Below are 23982 nucleotides of genomic sequence, written 5' to 3'. Positions count from 1 at the left end.
AGCCCGGGGCGACTCTGCTATCCTCCCGGCCCCGTGGGGGCTGCTGCCGTCGTTGTGCCACAAGGGTGTGGGCCAGTCGCCCCGGCCGGCACGCACAATTCGAAACTAGGAACTTCCGGGGTCGATCGGACACCATCGGTTCGCTTTCACTACATTCCCTCCCATGCAATCTGAGTTCTCTTCCCGGCGCCGGCACTGTCTTGCGGGCTTGGCGCTGGCCGGTACGGCTCCGGCGTGGGCCCAGTTCCGCGTGGAGATCAGCGGCGTGGGCCTGACCCAGCTGCCGATCGCCGTCGCCACCTTCCGCGGCGACGACCAGTCGCCGCAGAAGATCGCGGCCATCGTGCAGGCCGACCTGGAGCGCAGCGGCCAGTTCCGCGGCGTCGATGCCTCGGGCGCCTCGCTCGACGAGGCCTCGCGCCCCGACATGGCGCTGTGGCGCCAGCGCGCCGCCGATTCGCTGCTGACCGGCAGCGTCGCGCGGCTGGCCGACGGGCGCTACGACGTGCGCTTCCGCCTGTGGGACGTGGTGCGTGGCCAGGACCTGGGCGGCCAGAGCTACAGCGTGGTGCAGGCCGACCTGCGGCTGTCAGCCCACCGCATCGCCGACTACGTCTACGAGAAGCTGACCGGCGAGCGCGGCGTGTTCTCCACGCGCATCGCCTACGTCACGCGCGCGGGGCAGCGCTACACGCTGTGGGTGGCCGACGCGGACGGCGAGAACAGCCAGACCGCGCTGGCCAGCCCCGAATCCATCATCTCGCCGGCCTGGTCGCCGAACGGGCGGCAGCTGGCCTACGTGTCGTTCGAGTCGCGCAAGCCGGTGGTCTACGTGCACGACGTGGCGTCCGGCCGCCGGCGCCTGGTGGCCAACTTCCGCGGCTCCAACAGCGCGCCGGCCTGGTCGCCCGACGGCGGCACGCTGGCCGTGACGCTGACGCGCGACGGCGGTTCGCAGCTCTACGCGATCGACGCCGGCGGTGGCGGGGAACCACGCCGGCTGACGCAGTCCAGCAGCATCGACACCGAGCCGGCCTATTCGCCCGACGGCAAGAGCCTGTACTTCGTCAGCGACCGCGGCGGCGCGCCGCAGATCTACCGCATGCCGGCCGGCGGCGGCGGCGCCGAGCGCGTCACCTTCAGCGGCAGCTACAACATCTCGCCGGCGCTGAGCCCGGACGGCCGCTGGCTGGCCTACGTCACGCGCAGCAACGGCGGCGCCTTCCGCCTGCAGGTCATGGAGCTGGCCACGTCCACCGTCACCGGGATCACCGACACGTCGGCCGACGAGCGCCCGAGCTTCGCGCCCAACAGCAAGCTGATGGTCTACGCGACCGTGCAGAACGGCCGCGAGGCGCTGATGACCACCACGCTGGACGGCCGCATCAAGGCGCGCCTGGCCGGGCAGGCGGGCGACATCCGCGAGCCGGACTGGGGACCGTTCCTGCGGGCATGAGTTTTTCTTTGATGGAAAAGGGGAGTGTGCAAATGAAACAGTTCGTTCTGACCGCGATCGTGGCGGCCGCTCTGGCCGGCTGCAGTTCGCCCGTGAAACTCGACGACGTGCCGGTGCAGGACAAGACCGGCACGTCGGCTGCGGCCATCGGCGCGGACGCCGGGGCCGGCGCCGGCAGCGTCGGACAGAGCAGCGTGGCGCCGGTGGACCTGAGCAAGTCCGGCGGCGACCTGGCCGCCAGCCCGGCCGGCGCCCGCACGGTGTACTTCGACTACGACAGCTACGGCGTCCGCGCCGACCAGCAGACCACGGTCGAGAACAACGCCCGCTACCTGCGGTCCGACCGCAACCGCCACGCCGTGATCGAAGGCCACACCGACGAGCGCGGCGGCCGCGAATACAACCTGGCGCTGGGCCAGAAGCGTTCCGAGGCCGTGCGCCGCGCCCTGGTCCTGCTGGGCGTGGCCGACGGCCAGCTCGAGGCCGTGAGCTTCGGCAAGGAGAAGCCGGCGGTGACGGGCTCCACCGAGGACGCCTACGCCAAGAACCGCCGCGCCGAGATCACCTACCGTTGACGGCATGCGCACGACGGCAGTGATGCGGGCCGGTGCGCGCGCGGCGATGGCGGCGTGCCTGGGCATCGCGCTGCTCGGCAGCATGCCGGCGCACGCGCTGTTCAGCGACGACGAGGCGCGGCGCGCGATCCTGGACCTGCGCCAGCGCCACGACGCGATGCAGGCCGCGCAGCAGAAGCAGGCCGAGGAACTGCGCCGGCTGGGCGAGGACAACGCCCAGCTGCGCCGCAGCCTGCTCGACCTGCAGGCGCAGATCGACGGCCTGCGCACGGACCTGGCCAAGTCGCGCGGGCAGGAGGAGCAGCTCGCGCGCGACCTCGCCGACATGCAGCGCCGCCAGAAGGACATCGCCCAGGGCGTGGACGAGCGGCTGCGCAAGTTCGAGCCGGCCAAGGTCACGGTGGACGGGCGCGAGTTCGTCGCCGACCCGGCCGAGGCACGCGAGTACGACGCGGCGCTGGCCCAGTTCCGCAAGGGCGACTTCGCCGGCGCCGGCAACGCGTTCACGGGCTTCCTGAAGACCTATCCGCAGAGCGGCTACCGGCCGTCCGTGCTGTTCTGGCTCGGCAACGCGCAGTACGCGACACGCGACTACCAGGCCGCGATCGCCAACTTCAAGAGCCTGCTGGCGGCGGCGCCCGACCATCCGCGCGCGCCCGAAGCCGCGCTGTCGATCGCGAACTGCCAGCTGGAACTCAAAGAAGTGCGCGGCGCGCGCAAGACGCTGGAAGACCTGATCAAGGTGTATCCGCAGTCCGAGGCCGCGGTGGCGGCCAAGGACCGGCTGGCCAAGATGCGCTGATAGCGCCGCCAGGTCTCCGCGGGCGGGCCGCCCGCACGCCAAGCCATGCGCTACATCCTGTACAACTCCGAGTCCGAGCTGGCCGCCTTCATCCTGCAGGGCGGCGTCGGCGAGGGCACGGAGCTGATCGGCTATCCGGAAATGCCGGCCACGGTGCTCGGCCGGATCGGGCGGGGCGTCGAGTCGCTGCTGCCCCGCACCCGGCTGGCCCTCTATCCGGACCCGCGGGTCGGCCGGCAGCTCAGGCGCATCACGCCGGCCGACACCGTGCTGTTCTTCGCGATCGAGAACACCCGCAACATCGCCAACCTCGCGAAGTACATCGCCACGCGCGACATGCACGTGTTCCTGTGGAATCCGATCGCCAGGCTCAAGGGGGATGCCGCCGGCAGCGTGCGCCAGCTCGCCAGGATCAAGCGCCTCGTCCGCAGCATCCACACCTTCGACGGCCGCGACGCCGCGCGGTACGGCCTTCGGCTGGTGCCGCAGCCGTACCGCAAGGTCGCGCCGCCACCGACCGGGACGCAGGCGCGCTGCGACTTCTATTTCTCCGGCGTGGACAAGGGGCGGCTCGCCATCCTGCTGGAACTCAAGGCCGCCATCGGGGATCTCGGCATGCGCCCCAGCTTCCACATCGTCGGCGACCGGCACAGGGCCTACACGCCGCAGGAGCAGGCGCATCTGGCGCAGGACTGGATCGCCTACGCCGACAACGTGCGCCGCAGCCAGCAGGCCGGCTGCCTGGTGGAGATCGTCCAGGAGCACCAGTCCGGCCCGACCCTGCGCAGCGTCGAGGCGCTGTTCCTGCGCAGGAAGATCGTCACCAACCGGCCGTCCGCACGCGAGGATGCCTTCTTCGATCCGCACCGCGTCCTGGTGATCGGCGACCGGGTGGACCGGGACGCGCTGCGGCACTTCATGGCCCAGCCGTTCGACCCGCCGCGGCCGGCCCTGCTGGCGCCGCACGACATCCGCACCTGGCTCGACAACCTGCTCGCCGCATGAACACCCCTATTCCCATGGACATGGCCGATGCCGACCTGGCGCGCCGCTTCGGCGGCCTGGAGCGCCTGTACGGCGTCGCCGGCGCCGCCGCGATCCGCGGCGCCCACGTGGCGGTGGTCGGCATCGGCGGCGTCGGCTCCTGGGCCGCCGAAGCCCTGGCGCGCAGCGGCGTCGGGCAGCTGACGCTGGTCGACCTGGACCACGTGGCCGAGTCCAACGTGAACCGCCAGATCCATGCGCTGAGCACGACCCTGGGCCAGGCCAAGGTGCTGGCCATGGCCGAGCGCATCGCGCAGATCCATCCCGGCTGCCGCGTCCACGCGGTCGAGGAGTTCGTGACGCCGGACAACTGGCCGGCGCTGCTGCCGCCGGACTGCACGGCCGTCATCGACGCCTGCGACCAGCTCGCGGCCAAGACGGCGATGGCGGCGTGGGCCCGCGCGCCGGCCGCCGCCGGCCGGTGGTTCGTCAGCGTCGGCGCGGCCGGTGGCAAGCGCCTGGCGCACCGCGTCGAGATCGAGGACCTGGCGCTGGTCACGCACGACCCCTTGCTCGCCCAGTTGCGCCAGCGCCTGCGCAAGCACCATGGCGCGCCGCGCGAGGGCCGGCGCATCGGCGTGCCCTGCGTGTTCAGCCGCGAGGCCGTGGCGCCGCCGGACCCGTCCTGCGCGATCGCCGGCGACGGCTCGCTGAACTGCCATGGCTACGGCTCCGTGGTCAGCGTGACGGCCACGTTCGGCCAGTGCGCCGCAGGCTGGGTGCTGGACCAGATCGCCCGGAAGGCGGCCAGCGCCGGGCTATAATCTTTGGCTTTGCTGCACAGCAGCGGGACGTTAGCTCAGTTGGTAGAGCAGCGGACTTTTAATCCGTTGGTCATAGGTTCGAATCCTATACGTCCTACCACTTCCCCCATGGGACATCCGCCGTGCCGTCGATGCTCCTGTCTTCCCCGACCGCCCGCACACGCGCCGCATGACCGACGAAGAGGCCATGCAGCTGGCGCTCGCCCAGGCCCGGCTGGCGGCCGAGGCCGGCGAAGTGCCGGTCGGCGCTGTCGTGCTGCAGAACGGGCGCGTGGTCGGCACCGGGCGCAACGCGCCGATCGGCAGCCACGACCCGACCGCGCACGCCGAGATCGTGGCGCTGCGCGCCGCCGCGCAGGCACTCGGCAACTACCGGCTCGACGGCTGCGAGCTGTTCGTGACGTTGGAACCCTGCGCGATGTGCAGCGGCGCGATGCTGCATGCGCGGCTGGCGCGCGTGGTCTACGGCGCGGCCGATCCCAGGACCGGCGCCGCAGGCTCGGTGCTCGACCTGTTCGCGCAGCCGCGGCTGAACCACCATACGCGCGTGCGCGGCGGCGTGCTGGCGGGGCAGGGCGGGGCGTTGCTGCAAGCGTTCTTCCGCGACCGCCGCGGCCCGGCCCCGGCGCGCCTGCCACTGCGGGACGATGCGTTGCGCACGCCGGCCGAGCGCTTCGCGCAGCTGCCGGACTTTCCCTGGCAGCCCCGGGTCCTGGCCGACCTGCCCAGCCTGCGGGGGCTGGCGCTGCAGGTCCTGGACGAAGGCCAGGGGCCGGCGCTGCTGTGCGTGCACGGCCGCCATGGCTGGAGCCATGCCTTCCGGGCCTTGCTGCCGGTCTGGCTGCAGGCCGGCGGCCGCGTGCTGGCCGTGGACCTGCCGGGCTTCGGCCGCAGCGACAAGCCGAAGAAGGAGGCCGCGCACGGTGCCGACTGGCACCGGCAGGTGCTGCGCGAGCTGGTCGAGGCGCTGGACCTGCGCGACCTCGTGCTGGTGCTGCAGGGCACGGGCGGCCTGCTGGCGCTGGACCTGCCGCTGCGCGAGGCGCCGCGCTGCCGCGGCCTGGTGGCCGTCGACGCCGCGCTGTCCTGCGCCGTCGCGCAGCGGCCCGGCGCGGCACCCTGGCCGGCGGGCTGGCAGGCGGTGCCGGCCGGGCGGGTCGTCGACCTGCTGCGCGAGGAGCCCCGCCGCGCGCCGCGCTCGCCGGCGGGCGATGCGCCCTTCCCGGACCAGGGACACCGCGCCGGCCCGCGCGCCTTCGCCCGCATCGCGGCGCAGGGCTTCGAGGCACCCGACTGGCCGGCCGCGGCGCTGGCGCCATGCGCCCCCCAGGACGGCGGCGCCACGCTCGCACGGCGCATGCTCGACGTTTTCCCGGTGGGATACTCCCCCGCGTGACGTCCAAACACATCTACATCTTCTCCCCCGCCGGCGCCGTGCGCGACAAGGCCGCCTTCCGCCGCGGCGTGCAGCGCCTGCGTGCGCAGGGGCACGCGGTCGAGGTCGACGAGGCCGCGCTCGGCAGCCGCATGCGCTTCGCCGGCGACGACGACGTGCGGCTGGCAGCCATCCACCGCGCGGCTGCCAGCGGCGCCGACGTGGCGCTGGTCTCGCGCGGCGGCTACGGCATCACGCGGCTGCTGGACCGCATCCGCTATCCGGCCCTGGCGCGCGCCGCGGCGCGCGGCACGCGCTTCGTCGGCCACAGCGACTTCACCGCGCTGCAGCTGGCGCTGCTGGCGCGCACCGGCGCCGTCAGCTGGGCCGGGCCGATGCTGTGCGCCGACTTCGGCATGGAGCAGGCGCCCGACGAGATCATGCAGGCCTGCTTCGACGACCTGCTGCTGGGGCAGGGGGAGGGCACGGGCTGGCGCATCGGCCGCACCGATCCCGTCCCCCTCCCGCGCGCGCGCCGCGCCGGCGCCACGGACGCGCAGGACGCGCCGCCCGCCTGGACGCTGCGCGAGGCCGTGCTGTGGGGTGGCAACCTGGCGGTGCTCGCCGCCCTGGTCGGCACGCCCTACCTGCCGCAGGTGAAGGGCGGCGTGCTGTTCCTGGAGGACGTGAACGAGCATCCCTACCGCATCGAGCGGCTGCTGACCCAGCTGCTGCATGCCGGCGTGCTGGCGCGCCAGAAGGCCATCCTGCTCGGCCAGTTCACCGGCTACCAGGCCGCGCCGCACGACCGCGGCTTCGGGCTGGACACCGTCGTCGCCTGGCTGCGCACGCAGCTGAAGGTGCCCGTGTTCACCCGGCTACCGTTCGGCCACGTGCCGACCAAGGTGCTGCTGCCGGTCGGCGCGCCGGTGCAGATGGTCGTGGACAAGCGCGAGGCGCTGCTGTTCTGGGGCCACCTGGAGGGTGGCGCGCACGACCACCATGCGCACGACCACGCGCACGGCGAGGGGCACGGCCACCACCACGCCCATTGAGGCGGGCGCGGAGACATCCCCTACACTGGCAGCCGTTCCCTCCCCACACCACGACAGCTCCATGGGCGTCCAGGCCACGGTCGTATTCGCAGATCTCTCCGACAGCACGGCATTCTTCGAGGTGCTGGGCAACGAGAAGGCGACCGCCGCCATCACCCGCCTGACGCAATGGATCGGCGCCGTCTGCGAGGCGCACCACGGCCGTGTCGTCAAGATGCTGGGCGACGGCGTGCTGGCCCTGTTCCAGGACACGCTGGGCGCCGTCGATTCCGTGGTCCAGATGCAGCGCGGCCACCACATCCGGCTGGAGAAGTGGCCCGCGTCGATCCGCATGGGCATCAAGGCCGGCGTGGCGCGCGGCGACGTCGTCGAGGTCGACGGCGACTGCTACGGCGACGCGGTCAACGTGGCGGCGCGGCTCAGCGACCTGGCCGGCGGCGGCGAGATCTGGGCCACCGAATCCGTGGTGCAGGCGGTCGACGACGCGGCCGGCCTGCGCTTTCGCAGCCTGGGCTCGGTCACCCTGCGCGGCAAGACCGAGCCGCTGGCGCTCTACAAGGTCGAATGGGAGGAGGACGTGGCCACCGACTTCCTGACCCAGCAGGCCGTGCTGCCGCACATGCCGGCGGAATCGCCGCAAGGCCAGATCCAGCTGCGCCACCTGGACGTGTCGCTGCGCTTCCATGCGCACGAGATGCCGGTGCACCTGGGCCGCAACGAACATGCGGAGCTGGTCGTCAACGACCCGCGCGTCTCGCGGCTGCATGCCCGTATTGAACACCGCAACGGCAGCTTCGTGCTGGTGGACCTGAGCAGCTTCGGCACCTGGGTGCGCTTCGCCGGCAGCGACTCGGACGTCGCGCTGCGGCGCGACGAATGCCAACTGCATGGTGCCGGCGAGATCGCGCTCGGCGTGCCGCTGGGCGACATCGGCGCGCCCACCGTCTCGTTCGCGATCAGCACCGGCAGCACCGTGCGCTAGGGCCGCGGCCGGCACGCCATGGTCTGGCTCGGGCGCCTGGCCACCGTGCTGGTGCTGGCGGCGCTGGCCGTCCTCGTGGCGCTGGGCCTGTACGTCTGGCGCAGCTTCCCCGCGCTGGACGGCCGCCTGCAGCTCCCGGGCCTGCAGGCCGAAGTCCGGGTACTGCGCGATGCGGCCGACGTGACGCACCTGCAGGCCGGCACGCCGCGCGACGCCTGGTTCGCCCTCGGCTTCGTGCACGCGCAGGAGCGCGGCTGGCAGCTGGAATTCAACCGCCGGGTCATGCACGGCACGCTGTCCGAGATCCTCGGCGAGGCGACGCTGGAGACCGACAAGCTGATCCGCACCCTGGGCATCATGCCGGCCGCGCGGCGGCAGTTCGAACGCCTGGCGCCGCAGGCCCAGGCCGCGCTGCAGGCCTATGCCGCCGGCGTGCGCGCCTTCTATGCGCACCGTACGCAGGCCTTGTCGCCGGAGTTCCTGGTCCTCGGCGTGCGGCCGGGCGAGCAGGGGCCGGCCTGGGAGGCCGAGGACTGCGTCGGCTGGTCGCTGATGATGGCGCTGGACCTGGGCGGCAACTGGGGCAACGAGTTCGCGCGGCTGTCGTCGGCGCAGGTGGTCGACACGCAGCGCCTGTGGGAACTGTTCCCGCCGTATCCGGGCGAGCCACCGGCCACGGACGTGGACCTCGCAGCGCTGTACCGCGGACTCGGCGTGTACCGTGCGTCCCCACCGGCCGCGCCGGCGAAGAACGGGCAGGCCGGGCCGCCCGCCATCGCGCCGGCGCTGCATGCCGCGGCGCAGGCCTGGTCACGGGCCTTCGTGCGCGACGCCGGCCTGGCGGAAGGCAAGGGCAGCAACGCCTGGGTCGTCTCGGGCGCACGCACGGCCTCGGGCAAGCCGCTGCTGGCCAACGATCCGCACCTGGGCCTGAGCGCGCCGGCGATCTGGTACGTCGCACGCCTGCAGGCGCCGGGCCTGGACGTGGCGGGCGCCACGCTGCCCGGCTTGCCGTTCGTGGTGCTGGGCCGCACGCGCACCGCGGCCTGGGGCTTCACGAACACCGGCCCTGACGTGCAGGACCTGTACCTGGAGCAGATCAAGCCGGACGACCCGCAGTCCTACCGCATCGACGACGCCCAGGGCCGGCCGGCCTGGGCGCCATTCACGCGGCGCACGGAAGTCATCCGCGTCAAGGGCCGTGCCGACGTGCACCACGCGGTGCGCAGCACCCGCCACGGCCCGGTGCTCAGCGACGCCCAGGCCGCCCACGGCCAGTTGCTCGACACCAGCCGCTACGTGCTCGCGCTGCGCTGGAGCGCGCTGGAGCCGGACAACGCGACGGCACTGTCCATGCTGCGGGCGAACATGGCGCACAGCGTCGACGAGCTGCTGGCCGCGTTCGCCGACCACCACTCGCCGATGCAGAACGTGCTGATGGCCGACACACAGGGCCGCATCGCCTACAAGGCCGTCGGCCGCGTGCCGCTGCGCCGCGCCGACAACGACCTGCGCGGCATCGCCCCCGCGCCCGGCTGGGACCCGCGCTACGCATGGGCTGGCTGGCTGCCCTATGCCGAGACGCCGCAAAGCGGCGTGGGGCAGGGCGGCCAGCCGGCCGACGGACCGGTCTGGATCGCCAACGCCAACCAGCGGCCGACGCCGCCGGGCTACCCCCATTTCATCGGCCAGGACTGGGCCTTCCCCGACCGCTTCGACCGCATCGTGCAGATGCTGGCGGCCACGCCGCGGCACGACGTCGACAGCGCGGCGCGCATGCAGGCCGACCTGCTGTCGCTGGCCACGCAGCGGCTGCTGCCGCACCTGCAGCAGGCCACGGGCAGCCATCCGCTGGCCCGGCCGGCGCTGCGGCAGCTGCAGGGCTTCGACGGCACCATGCGCGGCGACGGTCCGCAGCCGCTGATCTTCGCCGCGTGGGTGGACGAACTGACGCGCGGATTGCTGATCCCGCACCTGGGCCGCGAACGCTTCGACGCGCTGTACGGCAAGCGCCAGTTCCGCAGCCTGGTGGAAACCGCGCTGGCCGCGCACGACGGCTGGTGGTGCACGCCGCTGCGCTGCGCCGAACAGGTCGACCGCGCGCTGGACCGCGCGCTCGCACGCCTGGCCGCCGCCTACGGCCCGGACATCGCGCGCTGGCGCTGGGACCAGGCGCACCCGGCCGTCAGCAGCCACCGGCCGTTCGGCAGCGTGGCGCTGCTGGCGCGCTGGTTCGACGTGCGCGTGCCGACCGGCGGCGACGGTTTCACCGTCAACGTCGGCCAGTACCTGCCCGGCGACGCGAAGCAGCCGTTCGCGAACCGGCATGCCGCCGCCCTGCGGGCGATCTACGACCTGGCCGACCTGGAGCAGACCCGCTTCATCTACCAGACCGGGCAGAGCGGGCTGGTGTTCTCGGGCCGCTACCGCGACATGGCCCAGGAGTGGGCACAGGTGCGTTACCGCCGGCTGGCGATGGAGCCCCCCGACGTTGCGCATACACTGCTACTCGTTCCGTGAAACGTTCAACACAGCCCCCGAACATGTCGAAATTCCGATCGGATCAGGGGCTGCACGGCGAAACCGCAGCGGTGCGCCACTCCCATTCCTCGTGACCGAGCATGAACAAGAAGGCCAGGATCGATTTCGAAGACATGAACCTGCAGGTCGGGGTGCGCCTGCAGCTCATGCCCAAGCAGGCCAAGGCTCCGGCCGTGCAGTACACCTCGCTGATCGGCTTCGTCGCCGACGAATACCTGCTGCTGCAGGTACCGCAGCAGGACGGCACGCCGGTGGACCTGGCGCCGGGCACGGAGCTCGCGCTGCGGGTGTTTTCGGGCGTCTCGGTGTTCACCTTCGAAGCGCGGATCGAAGCCGTCGTCACGTCGCCGCGTACCTTCCTGGTGATGAGCTTCCCGGAGAACATCCAGAAGGTCGGCCTGCGCAAGGCCGTGCGCGTGAAGGCCAACATTCCGGTGCGCATCATGAACCCGGTCACGCGCGAGGTGCTGAAGGAAGCCATGCTGTCGGACATCAGCCTGTCCGGCGCGCTGGTCTCGACCTCCAACCCGCTGGGCAGCACGGGCGACACCATCCACATCGAGTTCTCGGTCATGGTCCAGTCGCAGAGCGCCGAGGTCTCGTTCGCCACCAGCGCCTCGATCCGCAGCGTGCAGCAGGCCGTCGGCACGGCACCGGACGGCGGCGCGTTCTACACGCTCTATACCTACGGCATCAACTTCCTGGACATCGACGCCGCGCAGCAGGCCATCCTGCAGAACTACGTGTACGAAACCTTGCTGATCCACCGCAGCTGACTGAGCAGGGTGATCCTGCTTTTTCATCGCATTCTTTACTTTACATAATATACATCGTCGAAAGTGCCGTCAGCATCCAGGCTGCGAGGTCATGGGCTGGTGTCGAAAAGATCGCGCTGGCGTGTGCTCCAGCGGAAGCGATGGCCGCGCCAATCGCTAGCGATGACTTTCCCAGGGCACGCATCAGCAGGTCGCCTTTCTTGGTGCCCTCGTGCTTGCGCAGCATGGCGCGCGTCATTTCGGCTACAGGGTCGAGGCCGGCAACGGATGCAAACAGGGCGTAGTCCTCTGGCTGTGCGTTCTTGCGGCCGTGGCGTAGGTCGCTCAGCTTTTGGCCTGTGATGCCGAGCAGGCGAGCCAGTTTGTAATCGCTTCCGGCTATCTCTTTGGCGCGGTCGATTAGGAAAATTAATTCGTTAGGCGGGTTCATTGATCCTCCTGTTTGGGTATTATGCGACCCTATTACCAAACCTGGGTACTGCCCAAGCTTGGATAGATCGTACAGGAGCCGCCATGCCCCCTCTGCCAACGTCCCCTGCCTCCTTCGAGGCCATCGTTTCGTCCCCCTCGGCCGCCAGGGTCAACCAGCCACACCGTGCTGTGGCGGCTCCGGTTGCAGGTCTGGTCCCCGGGCCGAAGGGGGGCACCTCGTCATGAAGCGCGCAAGCCCAATTGAACTGCAGCAGCTCGCCCTGTTCGAGCCCGAAGGCAAAGAGGCGGTGAAGCTCATGCAGAAAGCTCTGGCCGAGTCGGCCAAGTGCAAGGCCGACGCCGATCGTCTGCGACTGATCGGCGTCGTGTCGGGTGCTGAGCTGCTGGAGCGATTGGCCGATGCGTTCCGGCGCGATGCCCTCGTCTTCGCCATCCTGCTCGACCTTGAGCGCGAGGCGGGCTTGTGATGACCGGTCTCGACGCACTGCTGGCTGACCTCTGCGCATCGATGTTGGTCTTGCTCATGCTGCTGGTGTACGTAGCGGCCGTGGTGGCTGCGCTGGAGCGGGGAGACTGGCGATGATGACCCTCTGCGGCCAGTCCGGTGCCGGCATGCTGGACCTTCACCGCTGGGCTTTCCCGCTCCATGCCGTCGTGGTCCGTGGTCAAGCGGCTGCTCGCGCCGTCGATGACCAGCAGGGCGGCGAAGCGCAGCGCGGCGGTGCGCAAGCCTGCGCAGCGCGCCGCCGCGCGGAGCGCTCTACCCTCCCCGATGGTAATCACGGGGAGAACAACCGATGACCCGGCCGCTGCTGTCCCCCCTGGTCCTCGACGGCTCCGAAGTCAAGGCCCGGCTGCTCGCCGAGCGCAGCGCGAGTGAAGCGCCGGTGCATGTGGACTGGCTCCGCTTCACCATCCAGCGCCGCCACGTCCTGCCCAGTGCCGAGGTCCTGTTCCCGCCTGCGGCCGGGCAGTCCGGCAATATCTGGGACGCCGAGCCTCGCATGGCAAAGTTGCACGCGACATTGCGCGAGCTGCAGGGCGGTGACTTCGCGGCCGCCGCGCAAGCCTGGGAACTCGGCGAGCAGGTCGCCGGTACCCTCGGTCCCGACTTCGTGGTTCACCCGGAAATGCGCAAGGGCCATGACTTCTACCGGCACCGCTGGAGCATCGAGCGCGCCGGCCAGGAAGTGGGCTGGATCGGCTTCCTCGCCAGCGGCGACAGCCCGCGGCAGAAAGCGCAGACGCGCACCATCCACGTCAACCTCTACGGCCACGCCTGCACATTCGCCGTCCATGGCTGGCGTGAACGCATGGCTGACCTGATCGACCAGCACGACGGAACCGTCACGCGCTGCGACCTTGCCTTGGACTGGTTCGACGGCATGCCCGGTGGCATCCTGCAAGTCGAGGCCGACTACGAAGCCGGCTTGATGGACGTGCTCGGCAAAACCCCGAAGTGCAACCATGTCGGCGACTGGAGCACGCGCAGCGAGGGCGGCCGGTCCTTCTACTTCGGCAGCAAGGAAGCCGGCAAGCAGACGAACGTCTACGAGAAAGGCGACCAGCTCTTCGGCACCTCCGAACGCTCGCCCTGGATGCGGATCGAGTTGCGCTACGGCAACAAGCTGCGCGACCTGCCGACCGACATGCTGCGCCGCCCGGCCGACTTCTTCGCAGGCGCATCGCCATGGCATGCCAACAAGCTGCGCGAGTTCGAGGCGAGCGACTGGTGCGCCGAGTCCATCGCCTGTAGGGAACGTCTTCCCGTGCAGACCACAGACGCCGAAGTCTCGCGCGTCTGGCGCTGGCTGGACAACACCGCGAGCGCTGCGATAGCCGTGGCGTTCAAGTTCGCCGGCGATAGCTTCTTGGACCTCGTCCATGCGCGCAAGCTGCCCGGCCGTCTGCGCATGTTTAAGGAGTCTGAGGTTTCCGCCGCATTCCAGCGGCGGGCCGAACGAGACAAACCGGTCGAGGGCTTCTGCCCTGCCCTCGCTTGACCGGCAACCCAGGGCGTAGGAGAAATCATGCGATTCAAGAACCAAGTCATGCTGCACGCCGTGAAGGAGTCGGTCGGCGAGATCGAAGGCCGGGCGTTCAGCAGCACCAAGTTTCATCTCGAAGTGGACCTCAAGGACAACGGCGTCGGCCGCTCCATCGGCCGCGTGACTCGTGAATTCAAGTGCGGCGACGCCAAGGAATTCGACAAGTGGGTCAACTTCCGCGACAGCCTCCCCTGCCTCGTCGAAGCCACCTTCGAGATGGAAGCCACGAAGGACGGTTCCAGGCTTGCCCTCGTGGACGTGGTGCCCGTCTCGAAGTCGCCGATCGGCAAGGCGGCCTGATGCGCTTGCTGGTGCAGTCCCAGGCCACCGGCCGATTTCTCGCGCCGAGCCTCGAAGACGGCACGCCCGAATGGGTGTGCTCGCTGCGCGAGGCCGGTGGCGGCGTCGTGCAGGACCTTGAAGCGGCGCACCAGCTCATGGCCGACTGGTGCGATCTTGAAGATGCCGCGCAGGTCGTGGACCTCGACCGCCTCGGCACCGCTGACGACTACTGAGTCCAGCCGGTAGCCCTCCAACGCTGCGAAGCGCCGAGGGCCTCCGGGTGCACTCCTGCAATTCCGCAGGAACACCATCCTTCGAGGAGTTGTTCCATGAACGCTGTGAAGCGCTTTCTGGCGCCGGTTGGCGTCGTCGCCCTGGCCCTTTCCACGCAAGTCCACGCCGCCCTGCCCACCGGCGCGGCCGAAGCCATCGAGACCTATGAAACCGACGTGGTCGCCGCGATCGGCCTGATGATCGCCGCCGGCATCGCCATCTTCGCCGTGAAGAAGCTGGGCTCGAAGATGGGTTGGCTGTAAGCCCATCGCCTGATCAGTCCTGATCCTGCTGGCTCGCGTGCGGGCCAGTGGCATCAGTCAACAGGAGCGAGCCGACCATGGCGAACATGTGCACTATCTCGCGCCCATCGGTGTTCAGCCCGCAGCAGTGGCAGAGCACGACGGCGAGCTATTCGAACGGTGGTTTCACGAACCCTTACGGGTTCTTCCAGCAGTCCCGTAACGCGGACGTGTCTGGCGGCTCGTTTTACTTCGACGCCGACAAGTTCGGCATGACGTGCGTGGCGTTCCCGGATGCATCGGGCAACGAGGACCCGCTGATCGGCCAGGCGGCTGCGATCCAGGCCCTCCAGTCGGCGACGGTCGGCCTGCAGAACCAGATCTCGGCCATGGCGCCTTGGGTCGGCGAGAACGCCGCCGATGCCCAGGCCGAGCGTATCCAGGACATGAGCGATGTATGGGCGCTGTTCTTCGGCGCGGCCATCGTCATCGCGTGTTGGAAGGGGCTGCAGCGGCTGTTCGACCGCGGGCCGAATGACGATTGATCGAGGGGTGACATGTGGACCATGGAAATGCAATTCGCACTGGGCTCTGTGCTCTTGCTCTGGCTGGCGTTCCGGTAGCCAATGCCGCCGAGGTCGGGCTGGCCGACTTCGCCGGATTCATGCAGCGCGTGACGGGCAATAACGCGGTGACCGTGGGCATCGGCTCGGGCGGGACGTTGGTAGCTACGAAGCCGAGTGCTGCGCTCGGCGGTACGTCGGGCTGGAGCGTCGCTAGCAATTTTGGCAGTGGTGGCACGTCCGGCGGCGCCGTGGTTGGCATGTCCGGCAATGCGTCGGTCGCCGGCCATAAGGTGCCGGTGACCGTTTCTACGCCGATCACGCGGGCTGCGCTTGGTGCTGGCATGGGCATCCTCTGGCGTAACGCTGCTCGGCTGGCTGGCCCTGTCGGCGTCGTGATGATGCTGGCCGACATGGCGGAGACTTTGCAGCATGCGCAGATTCGCAGCAATCCGAATGCGGCCAATGACCCGGACAACCCGTTTCTGCTGGACCTCAATTCCAAGCAGTACACCGTGACATTGCCGGGGGCGCCGTGGGCAGTGAGTAAAGAGGCGTTGTGTTCGGCGTTGGTTGGTTTGACGTTGCCGTCGAACGGGGCGAAGATTACGAAGTCGGAGCTTGCGTACGATCAGTGTTCTTATAAGTACATTAATCCGACGATGGGCTATGAAGCCGGCGGCGCCTTTGTGATCATGAATCGCACAGTGACGAGTGATGTCCCGGCAAGCTGGGATCAGGTGCGGCCGAAGTATGAGGCCATGAATCCGCTGCCGTCTGACGTGTTGCAGAAGCAATGGGAGTGGGCCGAGAAGCAGAAAGGCAAGAACGGCATTGAACCGTGGAAGGTCGAGGTTGGGCCAAGTACTGTGACGACGCCCAGTCCGTCTCTGCAGCCGAAGACCGAAACGAAGGTCACGACGCGGACCCTTCCGGACGGACGGACGGAAGAGCGGATCGTCACGACGACGTCGGAGACCACGGTATCGACGACGGGCGATCAGGTGAAGGTAGTTCCGACCACGACCACGACGACGACGACGAAGGTCATCAACCAAGATGGTTCGTTCGAGGAGCATACCGAAACAGAAACAGAGACACGCACGTCGAACGAAGACACGGCTGCGAAGCCGGAGGACCAGCCCGGCATGTGCGACCTCTATCCCGACATCCTCGCGTGCGCGAAGCCCGACCTCGACACGCCCGAGGGCGAGATTCCCCGCGGCGAAAAGCAGATCACGTATTCGGAAGAGAACCTGTTCGGTGAGGGCAGTTGCCCGGCCGACGTGTACGCCAGTCTCGCCACTATCGGCCAAACCGTGAAGGTGTGGGACTGGCAGGCCGCATGCCAGTACGCATTCCCGTTGCGCGCGCTGGTGATTGCGCTGGCGACCCTGTCGGCATTCGTCATTGTCATGCCCGGGGAGACGCGGCTATGAAGATCGGTACGTGGTTGCTGTCCCTGATCGAGCCCATGCTGGCGAAAGTCTTGGTCAGCCTCGGTTTCGGCGTCGTCTCCATCATCGGCGTCGATGCCGCGCTCAACACGCTCAAGTCTCAGCTCGTCGCGCAGATCAACAGCATGCCCGGGGACTGGCTCGCGTTCGCGCTGTACCTCTGGATCGGCAAGGGCCTGGGCATCATCCTCGGTGCCTGCGCGACCAAGCTGATGCTGTGGTCGGCGCAGCATGCGACCTCGATCATGTCGAGGAGCATCGGATGATCACAGTCATCACCGGCCAGCCGGGCGCCGGCAAGACCGCGCTGTGCGTCGAGCGCTTCCTGATGACGCTGGCGGCCAAGGGCTACGAAGAGAAGGCCATCGATCCTGATGGCAACGAAGTCACCGTGAGGCGCCGCATCCTCACGAACGTGAACGGCCTGCTGCTCGATCACGAGAAGATCGACGACGCGCTGCTGGCGACGTGGCACGAGTGGGTCAAGCCCGGCGACCTGATCGTCTTCGACGAAGTGCAGAAGCCATGGCCCTACACCGTGATGAACAAGGCGCAGGACAAGTGCATCACGGAGCTGGAGACCCATCGTCACTACGGGATCGACTTCATTCTGATGACGCAACACCCGATGCTCTGCAACAGCGCCGTGCATCGGCTGGCCGGCCAGCATCTGCACGTGCGCAAGCTCGGTAACAGCCGCTTTGCGACGGTCTACGAATGGGACGGCGTCTCGCGCACGCTGAGCTACAAGGCTGCGTTCGCGAAGAAGCCGTGGCGCCGCGGCAAGGAAGTCGAGAAGACCTACAAGTCCAGCAGCCTGCACACCCGGCAGCGGCGCGCAGTGCCTACGGTCCTGTTCGGCGTCCTGTTCGCCGCGCTCCTGCTCGGTGTCCTCGGCCCGAAGGTCTACGGCCGTCTCTCCGACCGGATCAGCGGTCAAACCGTCGCGGTCGGGGCGCCGTCCACCGCGGCCGCGAAGGCCCCGGCCTTGGCCGCCAGTGCGCCGCAGATCAAGCCGGCTTTGGCCCCTGCAAGCCCGCTTCCAGTGCTTGAGCCGCAACTGGCATCGGCTCCGGCTCTGGTGGCCGCCAGCGGGACGGCTGTCTTCGCCGGCTGCGCGCGCATGCGCGACCGCTGTACCTGCTTCGACGGCGCCGGCGTCAAGGTCGAGCGCGAGCCCGAGTTCTGCGCCGACCATGCGCTGGCCCACGTGCCCGCGAAAGTCGCCGAGCCCCCGGCCAGCCTGGACCGCTTTCTGCCGCTGACCTACCCGCAGCGATCCCCGGCCGATGCTGCGCTCATCGCCTGGGCCGACCGCGAGCGGGAGAAGCGGCACCGGGCCATCGGCCTACCAATCGAGTAGGGGGACGGGGGCGCAGCCCCAGGTGGCGCCGGGGGCCCGCGCACCGACCCGGATTAGGCCGGGGCCCTAGCCCCGGTCCAGGCACCACGCCACCAGCGCGCCCGCAGCCACCATAGGGTGCGCCCGGCCGGGCTGGTCCATCGCATCCGTCCCGGTCCTCCCCAGCGACAGGCACCATTTCCTGAAGGCGACGAACGGGATGGGGGCCCGCGCGACGGCGCGGGGAAGGGCAAGGCCCTTCCGGGGGTCCAGGGGGCGCAGCCCCATGCCGGAGTCCGTCAGCAGACGGACGTAGGGATGAGGCTGGAGATCGCAGCCGGGAGCGGTCTATTCCAGGTGGGGTATTCCGGCCGATCGCGGGGATGCGAGACCAGCCCGCAGGGCTGCCCGAAGGGTCGGCCCCTGGAGCTTGCGGAAGGGGTCGAGTGAGCACGTCCCCGCGATCGGCCGGGCAGGGTTTCGGGTATTGTCTTCACTTGGGGGTAACTATGGCTGCTGATAACCGCGATTGGTATCGTGACTGGTGGTGTAAGAAGACGGGTCATGTGGAACGGTCGTTGTTCCGGATGGGCGAGCATGAGCTGCAGCGCTTGCGGTATCGCAGGGCGTGGCGTCGGAACTGGCTTGTCTTTGTCGTGCTAGTGGCTGTTGTGGTTTTGGCTTTCTGGTTGAGAACTTAACAAAACCGAAGATCGGCGCAATTGCTGGTCTGCTGGCGTGGGCTGTGCTGGCTCTTTCTATACATCGTCGAAAGTTACTCATGGACGCAAGGGAGGGCGTGTCGATGTGGAAAGCCGCTTGGATGCTGGGCGAAGGCTGCGGTCCATGTACTTGAGCCTGGGCATGGATTTGGGGGCCTGTGCGCAGTTTCTTCAGGTCAGCCGGCGCACTCTGCATAACTGGCAGTCCGGCAAGCACGCGATCCCGTTCGCGGTCTTCAAGTTGCTGCGGTTGCTCAACCGCATGGACCTGCCGGGGCCGAGCTGGGACGGCTGGTACTTCGTGGGTGGCAAGCTGGTTAGCCCTGAAGGCTGTGCCTTCGTCGGCACGGACGGCAGTTGGTGGAGCCTGCTGGTTCGTCGGGCGCAGATGTTCGATGTGCTCTATCGGGAGAACAGCCGGCTTCGTGCCGAGCTTGCCGGGGCTGTGCCTCGGCGTCGTGCGGCGGCCGATGGCCGCACCGCTGTGCGGGCGGCAGCGGCGCCGCAGGCGCCTGGGCTTGTCACAGTATCAACAACCCACGCAGTGGGTGATTTTGATATCAGTGCAGATATCGGATTGACGCCGAATCCGGGTGCTGCTAGGATTTTGATGTCATATCAGATAGATCATGGATTGATGTCATGTCCTACCCTCTCCGCCTTCCCGAAAACCTCGATGTCGCAGCCCGTGAGCGGGCGGCCTCAATCGGGATCAGCTTCAACGCCTTCATCTGCGTTTGCGTCGATGCCTACCTCCACGGCGCAGGCAAGCCATCGGCGGCAGTCGCCGCCGAGCCGCGGGCAACTGCCCGGCCAAACCCGCCACGTAGGCCGGCTGCAGAGCCCGCCGGCGATGATGGTCTAGACGATGAGGGTGATCAGTTGGAGGAGTTTGTACGGGCCATCGAGCGCGCAGGAGATGGGCGGCCGGATCAGGTGCGGGTCTTGGTGCCTGCACCGGAGCGCGATGCGCTCACGCGCCAGCAGCGGCGGCAATTCGAGCGCCACGACCGTAAGCGCAAGGGAGGTGCCTGAAGCCCTCGCGTAGGCGTCTCGGGCCGTGTTGGCCCACAAAGCGAGGCGCCGGGTGTTTGCGTCACCTGGCGCCTCTGACCAAATCGAGAACTGTAAGGTACTCAAAATGGCTGAGTTGAATTCTAGGGTCTGTCGTTCTGGTGGTGTCGGCCGTCGCGATCGGACGGCCAATCCGGAGAAGGCGGTGTGGGACTGGCTCCCGAAGGAAAAGCGCCAGGAACTGTTGGAGCGGGCGTTTGCGGCGGTCAAACGCCACAACGAGCTGCCAGCCGGCGAGGACTTCTGCGGCGAGCATGGCGACCCGTACACCGATGCGGGCCAGTTCGCGGAGGAGCTGGCCGAGGAGTTCCGGGAGCGGCTGTTCGAGCTGCTGGGCCTGCGGGACGCGGAGGTGGCGCGCGGCGGGCGCTACTTCCTGCTGGGCGAGCTCTCGGCCGAGCGGGTGCAGGTAGCGCGGAAGTGAGCCGGCTCACGCGGCGCATCTACGCGCAGTGGCTCGCGGCCAACGGCACGGCTGCGGCATCGGCACGGGACAGGGAGCGCGCCGAAGCATGGCGCAGCCTGGAGCGCGCGATTGAGCTTCGCGAGCGCAGGCCAGTGCGGGGCGGGGGCGCAGCCCCAGGCGTCGGCGGCGGAACCCGCAGTGCCCTGTCCGGCAGGGGCCCTAGGCCCCTGCTCTCGCCTCCGGCCGTTGGCGGGCCACGGCCGGCCCGGGTCTACCTCGTGGGTGCCTGCACAACGCATCCGTCCGGCGGTGAAGCTGGCCGGCCAGAACGCGCGGCGTGCCCTGTGCCAGTCGCTGACGGTGATCGCCGCCCTGAAAAACGGTATTCGGCACCGCAGGCCGCCGAGCAACCCGAAACTATGAAGTGCGGGGTATTCGGGCCTGCGAGTGACGGCGAAACCGGCCCGCAGGGCCGCCCGAAGGGTTCGGCCGCAGGCCGAAGTGAGCCATATACCGCAGGCCCGAATGGCGATTATTTCCAGGCCGAACCCGCCCCTTTTTTAGGTGCAGGTGCAGATTATTCCGAGCGGGAGCCGGGATAATGGTTTATACATCGTCGAAAGTTGTTCATGGCTCCGCGAACCCATACGGCGTGAACCGGCTGCGGTGCATGTCCACGGCCAGCGGCCGGCCTACGAACGGGAATGCGCGCTGGGGACACTCGGGCCGCTCGCAGACCTTGCAGCCCATGCCGATCGGCGTCGCGGCGTCCGGGTCGCCCAGGTCCAGGCCCTTGGCGTAGACCAGCCGCGGCGCGTGCCGGATGTCGCAGCCCAGGCCGATCGAGAACGTCCTGCGCAGCGCGCCGTAGCGCCGCGGGCCGTGGGAGACGGTGCGCGCGATCCATAGGTAGGTCCGCCCGTCCGGCATGCGCGCGAGCTGCGGCAGGATGCGCTCGGGCTGGCCGAAGGCTTCGTACACGTTCCACAGCGGGCACGTCCCGCCCGTGCGGCTGAAGTGGAAATGCGTGGCCGACTGGCGCTTGGAGATGTTGCCGGCACGGTCCACGCGCACGAAGAAGAACGGCACGCCCGGCGCGCCGGGTCGCTGCAGCGTGCTCAGGCGGTGGCACACGGTCTCGAAGCCCACGCCGAAGCGCTGCGCCAGCATCTCGATGTCGTAGCGCAGCGCTTCGGCCGCCTGCAGGAAGCTGCCGTACGGCAGCAGCAACGCGCCGGCGAAGTAGTTGGCCAGGCCGATGCGCGCGAGCTGGCGGGCCGCCGCGTCGTCGGCAAGCGGCGCGCCTTCGGTCAGCGTCTCGATCGTTCCGGCGAGTTCCAGCAGCGCCAGCTGGGTGCCGAGCTGGAACGCCTGCTGCGAGGCGTCCAGCCTGGCGGACAGGTGCAGCGTGCGGCTGTGCGGCGCGTAGCTGCGCTTGCTGTCGCGCGCCTCGTCGCCGAACACCACGCGCACGCCGTGGCGCTGCGCCAGGCGCTGCGCCAGCCAGTCCGGCAGCGTGCCGCCGCCCGGCGCCTGGGCCTCGGCCGCCAGGCGCTCGGCCGCGCGGTCCACGGCGTCGAAATGGTTCTGGTGCGCGAAGAAGAAATCGCGCACCACCTCGAACGGCATGGCGCGCGGCGCGGCGGCGCCGGAGCGGTCGTCGCCCAGGCGCTCGGCCATGGCCTCCATCCGGTCGGCCGCCTGCTGGTGGCGCCGGTACAGCGCCACCAGCGCCCGCCCCAGCGCCGGCATCTGTGCGGCCACTTCCTTGAGCTCCGCGAGCGCCACGGGCTCCGGCGCGTCGGCCAGCGCCTCCTGCATGCCGGCCACCAGCCGCGCCTCCTCGTCTTCGGAGAACTGCTGGATGTCCACGCCCAGCGTCTTGTGGATCTTCAGCAGCACGGCCACCGTCAGCGGGCGCTGGTTCTGCTCCAGCTGGTTCAGGTAGCTCGGCGACAGCCCCAGCGCCTGGGCCAGCGCGGCCTGGGTCAGGCCCCGCTCGGCGCGCAGCTTGCGCAGGCGCACGCCCATGAAGGTCTTCTTCATCGGCGCCCCACCCCCTGGTGATTCGCAAGATTCGCAGATTCACAGGTTTTCATTCGCAAGGATTCACCTTTTCAGTACTGGTTCGAGCTTCGCATTCTGCGTAAATTGCGAAGCATGACAACACCACCCGGGACGATCGAGCTGCACGAGCTGGTATTGCCCGTGCACGCCAACCACCGCGGCACGCTGTTCGCAGGCGCCGGCCTGGAACTGCTGGCCAAGGCCGCCTACCTGGCCGCGCGCAGCCTGGCCCGGCGCGAGGTCGTGATGGCCGGCGTGACCGGCGTCGATTTCCTCGCGCCGGTGCCGGTCGGCCGCCAGCTCCGGCTGCGCGCCTGGGTCAGCCGGCTCGGCCGCAGCTCGATGACGGTCTGCGTCAGCGGCCACGCGCTGATGCCGGGCGCGCCGGACGAGGAAGTCCTCCAGGCGGTGTTCGAGATGGTCGCGGTCGATGCCGCCGGCCGCCCCCTCTCCGTCGATCGCACCCACAGCCACCAGGAAACCACCGCATGAGCACCCTGAGCACCGAAGCCCCCTCCCCGGCCACCAAGGCCAAGAAATCCGTCGCCCTGTCCGGCGTCACGGCCGGCAACACGGCGCTGTGCACCGTGGGCCGCACCGGCAACGACCTGCACTACCGCGGCTACGACATCCTGGACATCGCCGAAGTCTGCGAGTTCGAGGAGATCGCCCACCTGCTGGTGCACGGCAAGCTGCCCACGCGCGCCGAGTTGGCGGCCTACAAGGCCAGGCTCAAGGCGCTGCGCGGCCTGCCCGACGCGGTGATGAGCGCGCTCGAAGCCGTGCCCGCCGCGGCCCACCCGATGGACGTGATGCGCACCGGCGTCTCGGCCCTGGGCTGCGTGCTGCCCGAGAAGGACGACCACAACCTGCCCGGCGCGCGCGACATCGCCGACCGGCTGATGGCCTCGATGGGCTCCATGCTGCTGTACTGGTACCACTTCAGCCACAACGGCAAGCGCATCGACGTGGAGACCGACGACGATTCCATCGGCGGCCATTTCCTGCACCTGCTGCACGGCGAGAAGCCCGCGGACAGCTGGGTACGCGCCATGCACACCTCGCTGAACCTGTACGCCGAGCACGAGTTCAACGCCAGCACCTTCACCGCCCGCGTGATCGCCGGCACCGGCAGCGACATGTACTCGTCCATCGCTGGCGCCATCGGCGCGCTGCGCGGCCCCAAGCATGGCGGCGCCAACGAGGTGGCCTTCGAGGTCCAGAAACGCTACGACAGCCCCGACGAGGCCGAGGCCGACATCCGCCGCCGCGTGGAAGCCAAGGAAGTCGTCATCGGCTTCGGCCACCCGGTGTACACGGTCGCCGACCCGCGCAACGTGATCATCAAGGGCGTGGCCCGGCGCCTGTCGGACGAGGCCGGCTCGACCAAGATGTTCGACATCGCCGAACGGCTGGAATCGGTGATGTGGGAAGTCAAGAAGATGTTCCCCAACCTGGACTGGTTCAGCGCCGTGAGCTACCACATGATGGGCGTGCCGACCGCGATGTTCACGCCGGTGTTCGTGATCGCCCGCACCAGCGGCTGGGCCGCGCACGTGATCGAGCAGCGCGTGGACAACAAGATCATCCGTCCGAGCGCAAACTACACGGGTCCGGAAGACCAGCGCTTCGTGCCGATCGAGGAACGCCGCTGAGGCTCCGCACGACGACCCCGGCGGGCCGCGCCGCGGCCCGCCCTGCTCC

Annotated in this window: 26 protein-coding genes and 1 tRNA gene; 25 read left to right on the top strand and 2 right to left on the bottom strand. The window is 69.1% G+C overall.

The features are described from left to right. The first annotated feature begins 163 nt into the window (after positions 1 to 163). The 11 genes from tolB (at position 164) to QM782_RS21415 (ending at position 11370) form a co-directional block, all read left to right on the top strand. On the top strand, positions 164 to 1456 hold the full coding sequence (gene tolB / locus QM782_RS21465; protein WP_415204901.1) for a Tol-Pal system beta propeller repeat protein TolB: 1293 nt from the start codon (positions 164 to 166) through the stop codon (positions 1454 to 1456). Positions 1457 to 1488: 32 nt separating this feature from the next. Next, entirely contained in the window at positions 1489 to 2031 is a 543-nt protein-coding gene (pal, locus tag QM782_RS21460; RefSeq protein WP_415204900.1) for a peptidoglycan-associated lipoprotein Pal, read from the top strand. 4 nt (positions 2032 to 2035) lie between these two features. Continuing rightward, positions 2036 to 2833, top strand: a complete 798-nt coding sequence (ybgF, locus tag QM782_RS21455) for a tol-pal system protein YbgF (protein ID WP_415204899.1) — start codon at positions 2036 to 2038, stop codon at positions 2831 to 2833. Positions 2834 to 2878: 45 nt separating this feature from the next. Then, on the top strand, positions 2879 to 3838 hold the full coding sequence (locus QM782_RS21450; RefSeq protein WP_415204898.1) for a hypothetical protein: 960 nt from the start codon (positions 2879 to 2881) through the stop codon (positions 3836 to 3838). Next, complete coding sequence (locus QM782_RS21445; protein WP_415204897.1) at positions 3835 to 4641, top strand: ThiF family adenylyltransferase; 807 nt, start codon at positions 3835 to 3837, stop codon at positions 4639 to 4641. The genes QM782_RS21450 and QM782_RS21445 overlap by 4 nt, the downstream gene beginning before the upstream one ends. A gap of 24 nt (positions 4642 to 4665) precedes the next feature. After that, positions 4666 to 4741: transfer RNA gene (locus QM782_RS21440), tRNA-Lys, on the top strand. Between the two features lie 69 nt (positions 4742 to 4810). Further along, positions 4811 to 6037, top strand: coding sequence for a tRNA adenosine(34) deaminase TadA (tadA, locus tag QM782_RS21435; RefSeq protein ID WP_415204896.1), 1227 nt, complete (start codon positions 4811 to 4813; stop codon positions 6035 to 6037). Beyond that, entirely contained in the window at positions 6034 to 7071 is a 1038-nt protein-coding gene (locus tag QM782_RS21430) for an LD-carboxypeptidase (RefSeq protein ID WP_415204895.1), read from the top strand. The genes tadA and QM782_RS21430 overlap by 4 nt, the downstream gene beginning before the upstream one ends. Positions 7072 to 7132: 61 nt before the next feature. After that, positions 7133 to 8053: an adenylate/guanylate cyclase domain-containing protein gene (locus QM782_RS21425; RefSeq protein WP_415204894.1), complete on the top strand. Its 921-nt coding sequence runs from the start codon at positions 7133 to 7135 to the stop codon at positions 8051 to 8053. An 18-nt stretch (positions 8054 to 8071) separates the two neighbouring features. Beyond that, positions 8072 to 10573, top strand: coding sequence for a penicillin acylase family protein (locus QM782_RS21420; RefSeq protein ID WP_415204893.1), 2502 nt, complete (start codon positions 8072 to 8074; stop codon positions 10571 to 10573). A 101-nt stretch (positions 10574 to 10674) separates the two neighbouring features. After that, entirely contained in the window at positions 10675 to 11370 is a 696-nt protein-coding gene (locus tag QM782_RS21415) for a flagellar brake protein (RefSeq protein WP_415204892.1), read from the top strand. Positions 11371 to 11410: 40 nt separating this feature from the next. Here the strand turns inward: QM782_RS21415 and QM782_RS21410 are convergent, their stop codons facing one another. Beyond that, positions 11411 to 11800, bottom strand: a complete 390-nt coding sequence (locus QM782_RS21410; protein WP_415204891.1) for a hypothetical protein — start codon at positions 11798 to 11800, stop codon at positions 11411 to 11413. 223 nt (positions 11801 to 12023) lie between these two features. Here QM782_RS21410 and QM782_RS21405 point away from each other — a divergent pair, with 223 nt between their 5' ends. The 12 genes from QM782_RS21405 to QM782_RS21350 all read left to right on the top strand — a co-directional run bounded on the left by QM782_RS21405 (position 12024) and on the right by QM782_RS21350 (position 20229). Beyond that, positions 12024 to 12269: a hypothetical protein gene (locus tag QM782_RS21405; RefSeq protein WP_415201025.1), complete on the top strand. Its 246-nt coding sequence runs from the start codon at positions 12024 to 12026 to the stop codon at positions 12267 to 12269. 112 nt (positions 12270 to 12381) lie between these two features. After that, positions 12382 to 12603, top strand: coding sequence for a hypothetical protein (locus tag QM782_RS21400; RefSeq protein ID WP_415201024.1), 222 nt, complete (start codon positions 12382 to 12384; stop codon positions 12601 to 12603). Then, positions 12600 to 13805 (top strand): replication initiation factor domain-containing protein, encoded by a 1206-nt coding sequence (locus QM782_RS21395; RefSeq protein WP_415204890.1) that lies wholly within the window; start codon positions 12600 to 12602, stop codon positions 13803 to 13805. Before QM782_RS21400 ends, QM782_RS21395 begins: the two co-directional genes overlap by 4 nt. A gap of 48 nt (positions 13806 to 13853) precedes the next feature. Continuing rightward, positions 13854 to 14150, top strand: coding sequence for a hypothetical protein (locus QM782_RS21390; RefSeq protein ID WP_415201022.1), 297 nt, complete (start codon positions 13854 to 13856; stop codon positions 14148 to 14150). Next, on the top strand, positions 14150 to 14365 hold the full coding sequence (locus QM782_RS21385; RefSeq protein ID WP_415204889.1) for a hypothetical protein: 216 nt from the start codon (positions 14150 to 14152) through the stop codon (positions 14363 to 14365). The genes QM782_RS21390 and QM782_RS21385 overlap by 1 nt, the downstream gene beginning before the upstream one ends. Before the next feature lie 96 nt (positions 14366 to 14461). Then, on the top strand, positions 14462 to 14668 hold the full coding sequence (locus QM782_RS21380; RefSeq protein ID WP_415204888.1) for a hypothetical protein: 207 nt from the start codon (positions 14462 to 14464) through the stop codon (positions 14666 to 14668). Between the two features lie 77 nt (positions 14669 to 14745). Further along, the gene (locus QM782_RS21375; protein WP_415201019.1) at positions 14746 to 15192 is read left to right on the top strand and encodes a hypothetical protein; all 447 of its coding nucleotides are present in this window, start codon (positions 14746 to 14748) and stop codon (positions 15190 to 15192) included. Positions 15193 to 15206: 14 nt separating this feature from the next. Next, positions 15207 to 16649 (top strand): IgG-binding virulence factor TspB family protein, encoded by a 1443-nt coding sequence (locus QM782_RS21370; protein ID WP_415201018.1) that lies wholly within the window; start codon positions 15207 to 15209, stop codon positions 16647 to 16649. Further along, entirely contained in the window at positions 16646 to 16933 is a 288-nt protein-coding gene (locus tag QM782_RS21365; RefSeq protein ID WP_415201017.1) for a DUF2523 domain-containing protein, read from the top strand. The genes QM782_RS21370 and QM782_RS21365 overlap by 4 nt, the downstream gene beginning before the upstream one ends. Next, positions 16930 to 18030, top strand: coding sequence for a zonular occludens toxin domain-containing protein (locus tag QM782_RS21360; protein ID WP_415201016.1), 1101 nt, complete (start codon positions 16930 to 16932; stop codon positions 18028 to 18030). The genes QM782_RS21365 and QM782_RS21360 overlap by 4 nt, the downstream gene beginning before the upstream one ends. Positions 18031 to 18855: 825 nt before the next feature. Beyond that, on the top strand, positions 18856 to 19596 hold the full coding sequence (locus QM782_RS21355) for a VC1465 family Xer recombination activation factor (protein ID WP_415204887.1): 741 nt from the start codon (positions 18856 to 18858) through the stop codon (positions 19594 to 19596). A gap of 276 nt (positions 19597 to 19872) precedes the next feature. After that, positions 19873 to 20229 carry a hypothetical protein gene (locus QM782_RS21350; RefSeq protein WP_415204886.1) on the top strand — a complete coding sequence of 119 codons (357 nt, stop codon included), beginning with the start codon at positions 19873 to 19875 and terminating at the stop codon, positions 20227 to 20229. A gap of 609 nt (positions 20230 to 20838) precedes the next feature. Here the strand turns inward: QM782_RS21350 and QM782_RS21345 are convergent. Then, a complete protein-coding gene (locus tag QM782_RS21345; protein WP_415204885.1) occupies positions 20839 to 22257 on the bottom strand; it encodes a short-chain fatty acyl-CoA regulator family protein in 1419 nt (472 codons plus the stop codon). Between the two features lie 114 nt (positions 22258 to 22371). Between QM782_RS21345 and QM782_RS21340 the strand changes: the two genes are divergently transcribed. Both QM782_RS21340 and prpC read left to right on the top strand, forming a co-directional pair. Beyond that, on the top strand, positions 22372 to 22770 hold the full coding sequence (locus QM782_RS21340; protein WP_415204884.1) for an acyl-CoA thioesterase: 399 nt from the start codon (positions 22372 to 22374) through the stop codon (positions 22768 to 22770). Further along, positions 22767 to 23933: a 2-methylcitrate synthase gene (gene prpC / locus QM782_RS21335; RefSeq protein WP_415204883.1), complete on the top strand. Its 1167-nt coding sequence runs from the start codon at positions 22767 to 22769 to the stop codon at positions 23931 to 23933. The genes QM782_RS21340 and prpC overlap by 4 nt, the downstream gene beginning before the upstream one ends. The last annotated feature ends 49 nt before the right edge of the window (positions 23934 to 23982 follow it).

The sequence above is a fragment of the Pseudorhodoferax sp. genome (assembly GCF_047601025.1).
GTDB lineage: Bacteria > Pseudomonadota > Gammaproteobacteria > Burkholderiales > Burkholderiaceae_C > Pseudorhodoferax.
The sequence above is the reverse complement of the archived record's forward strand: the minus strand, read 5'-3'. Positions and strand labels throughout refer to the sequence as shown.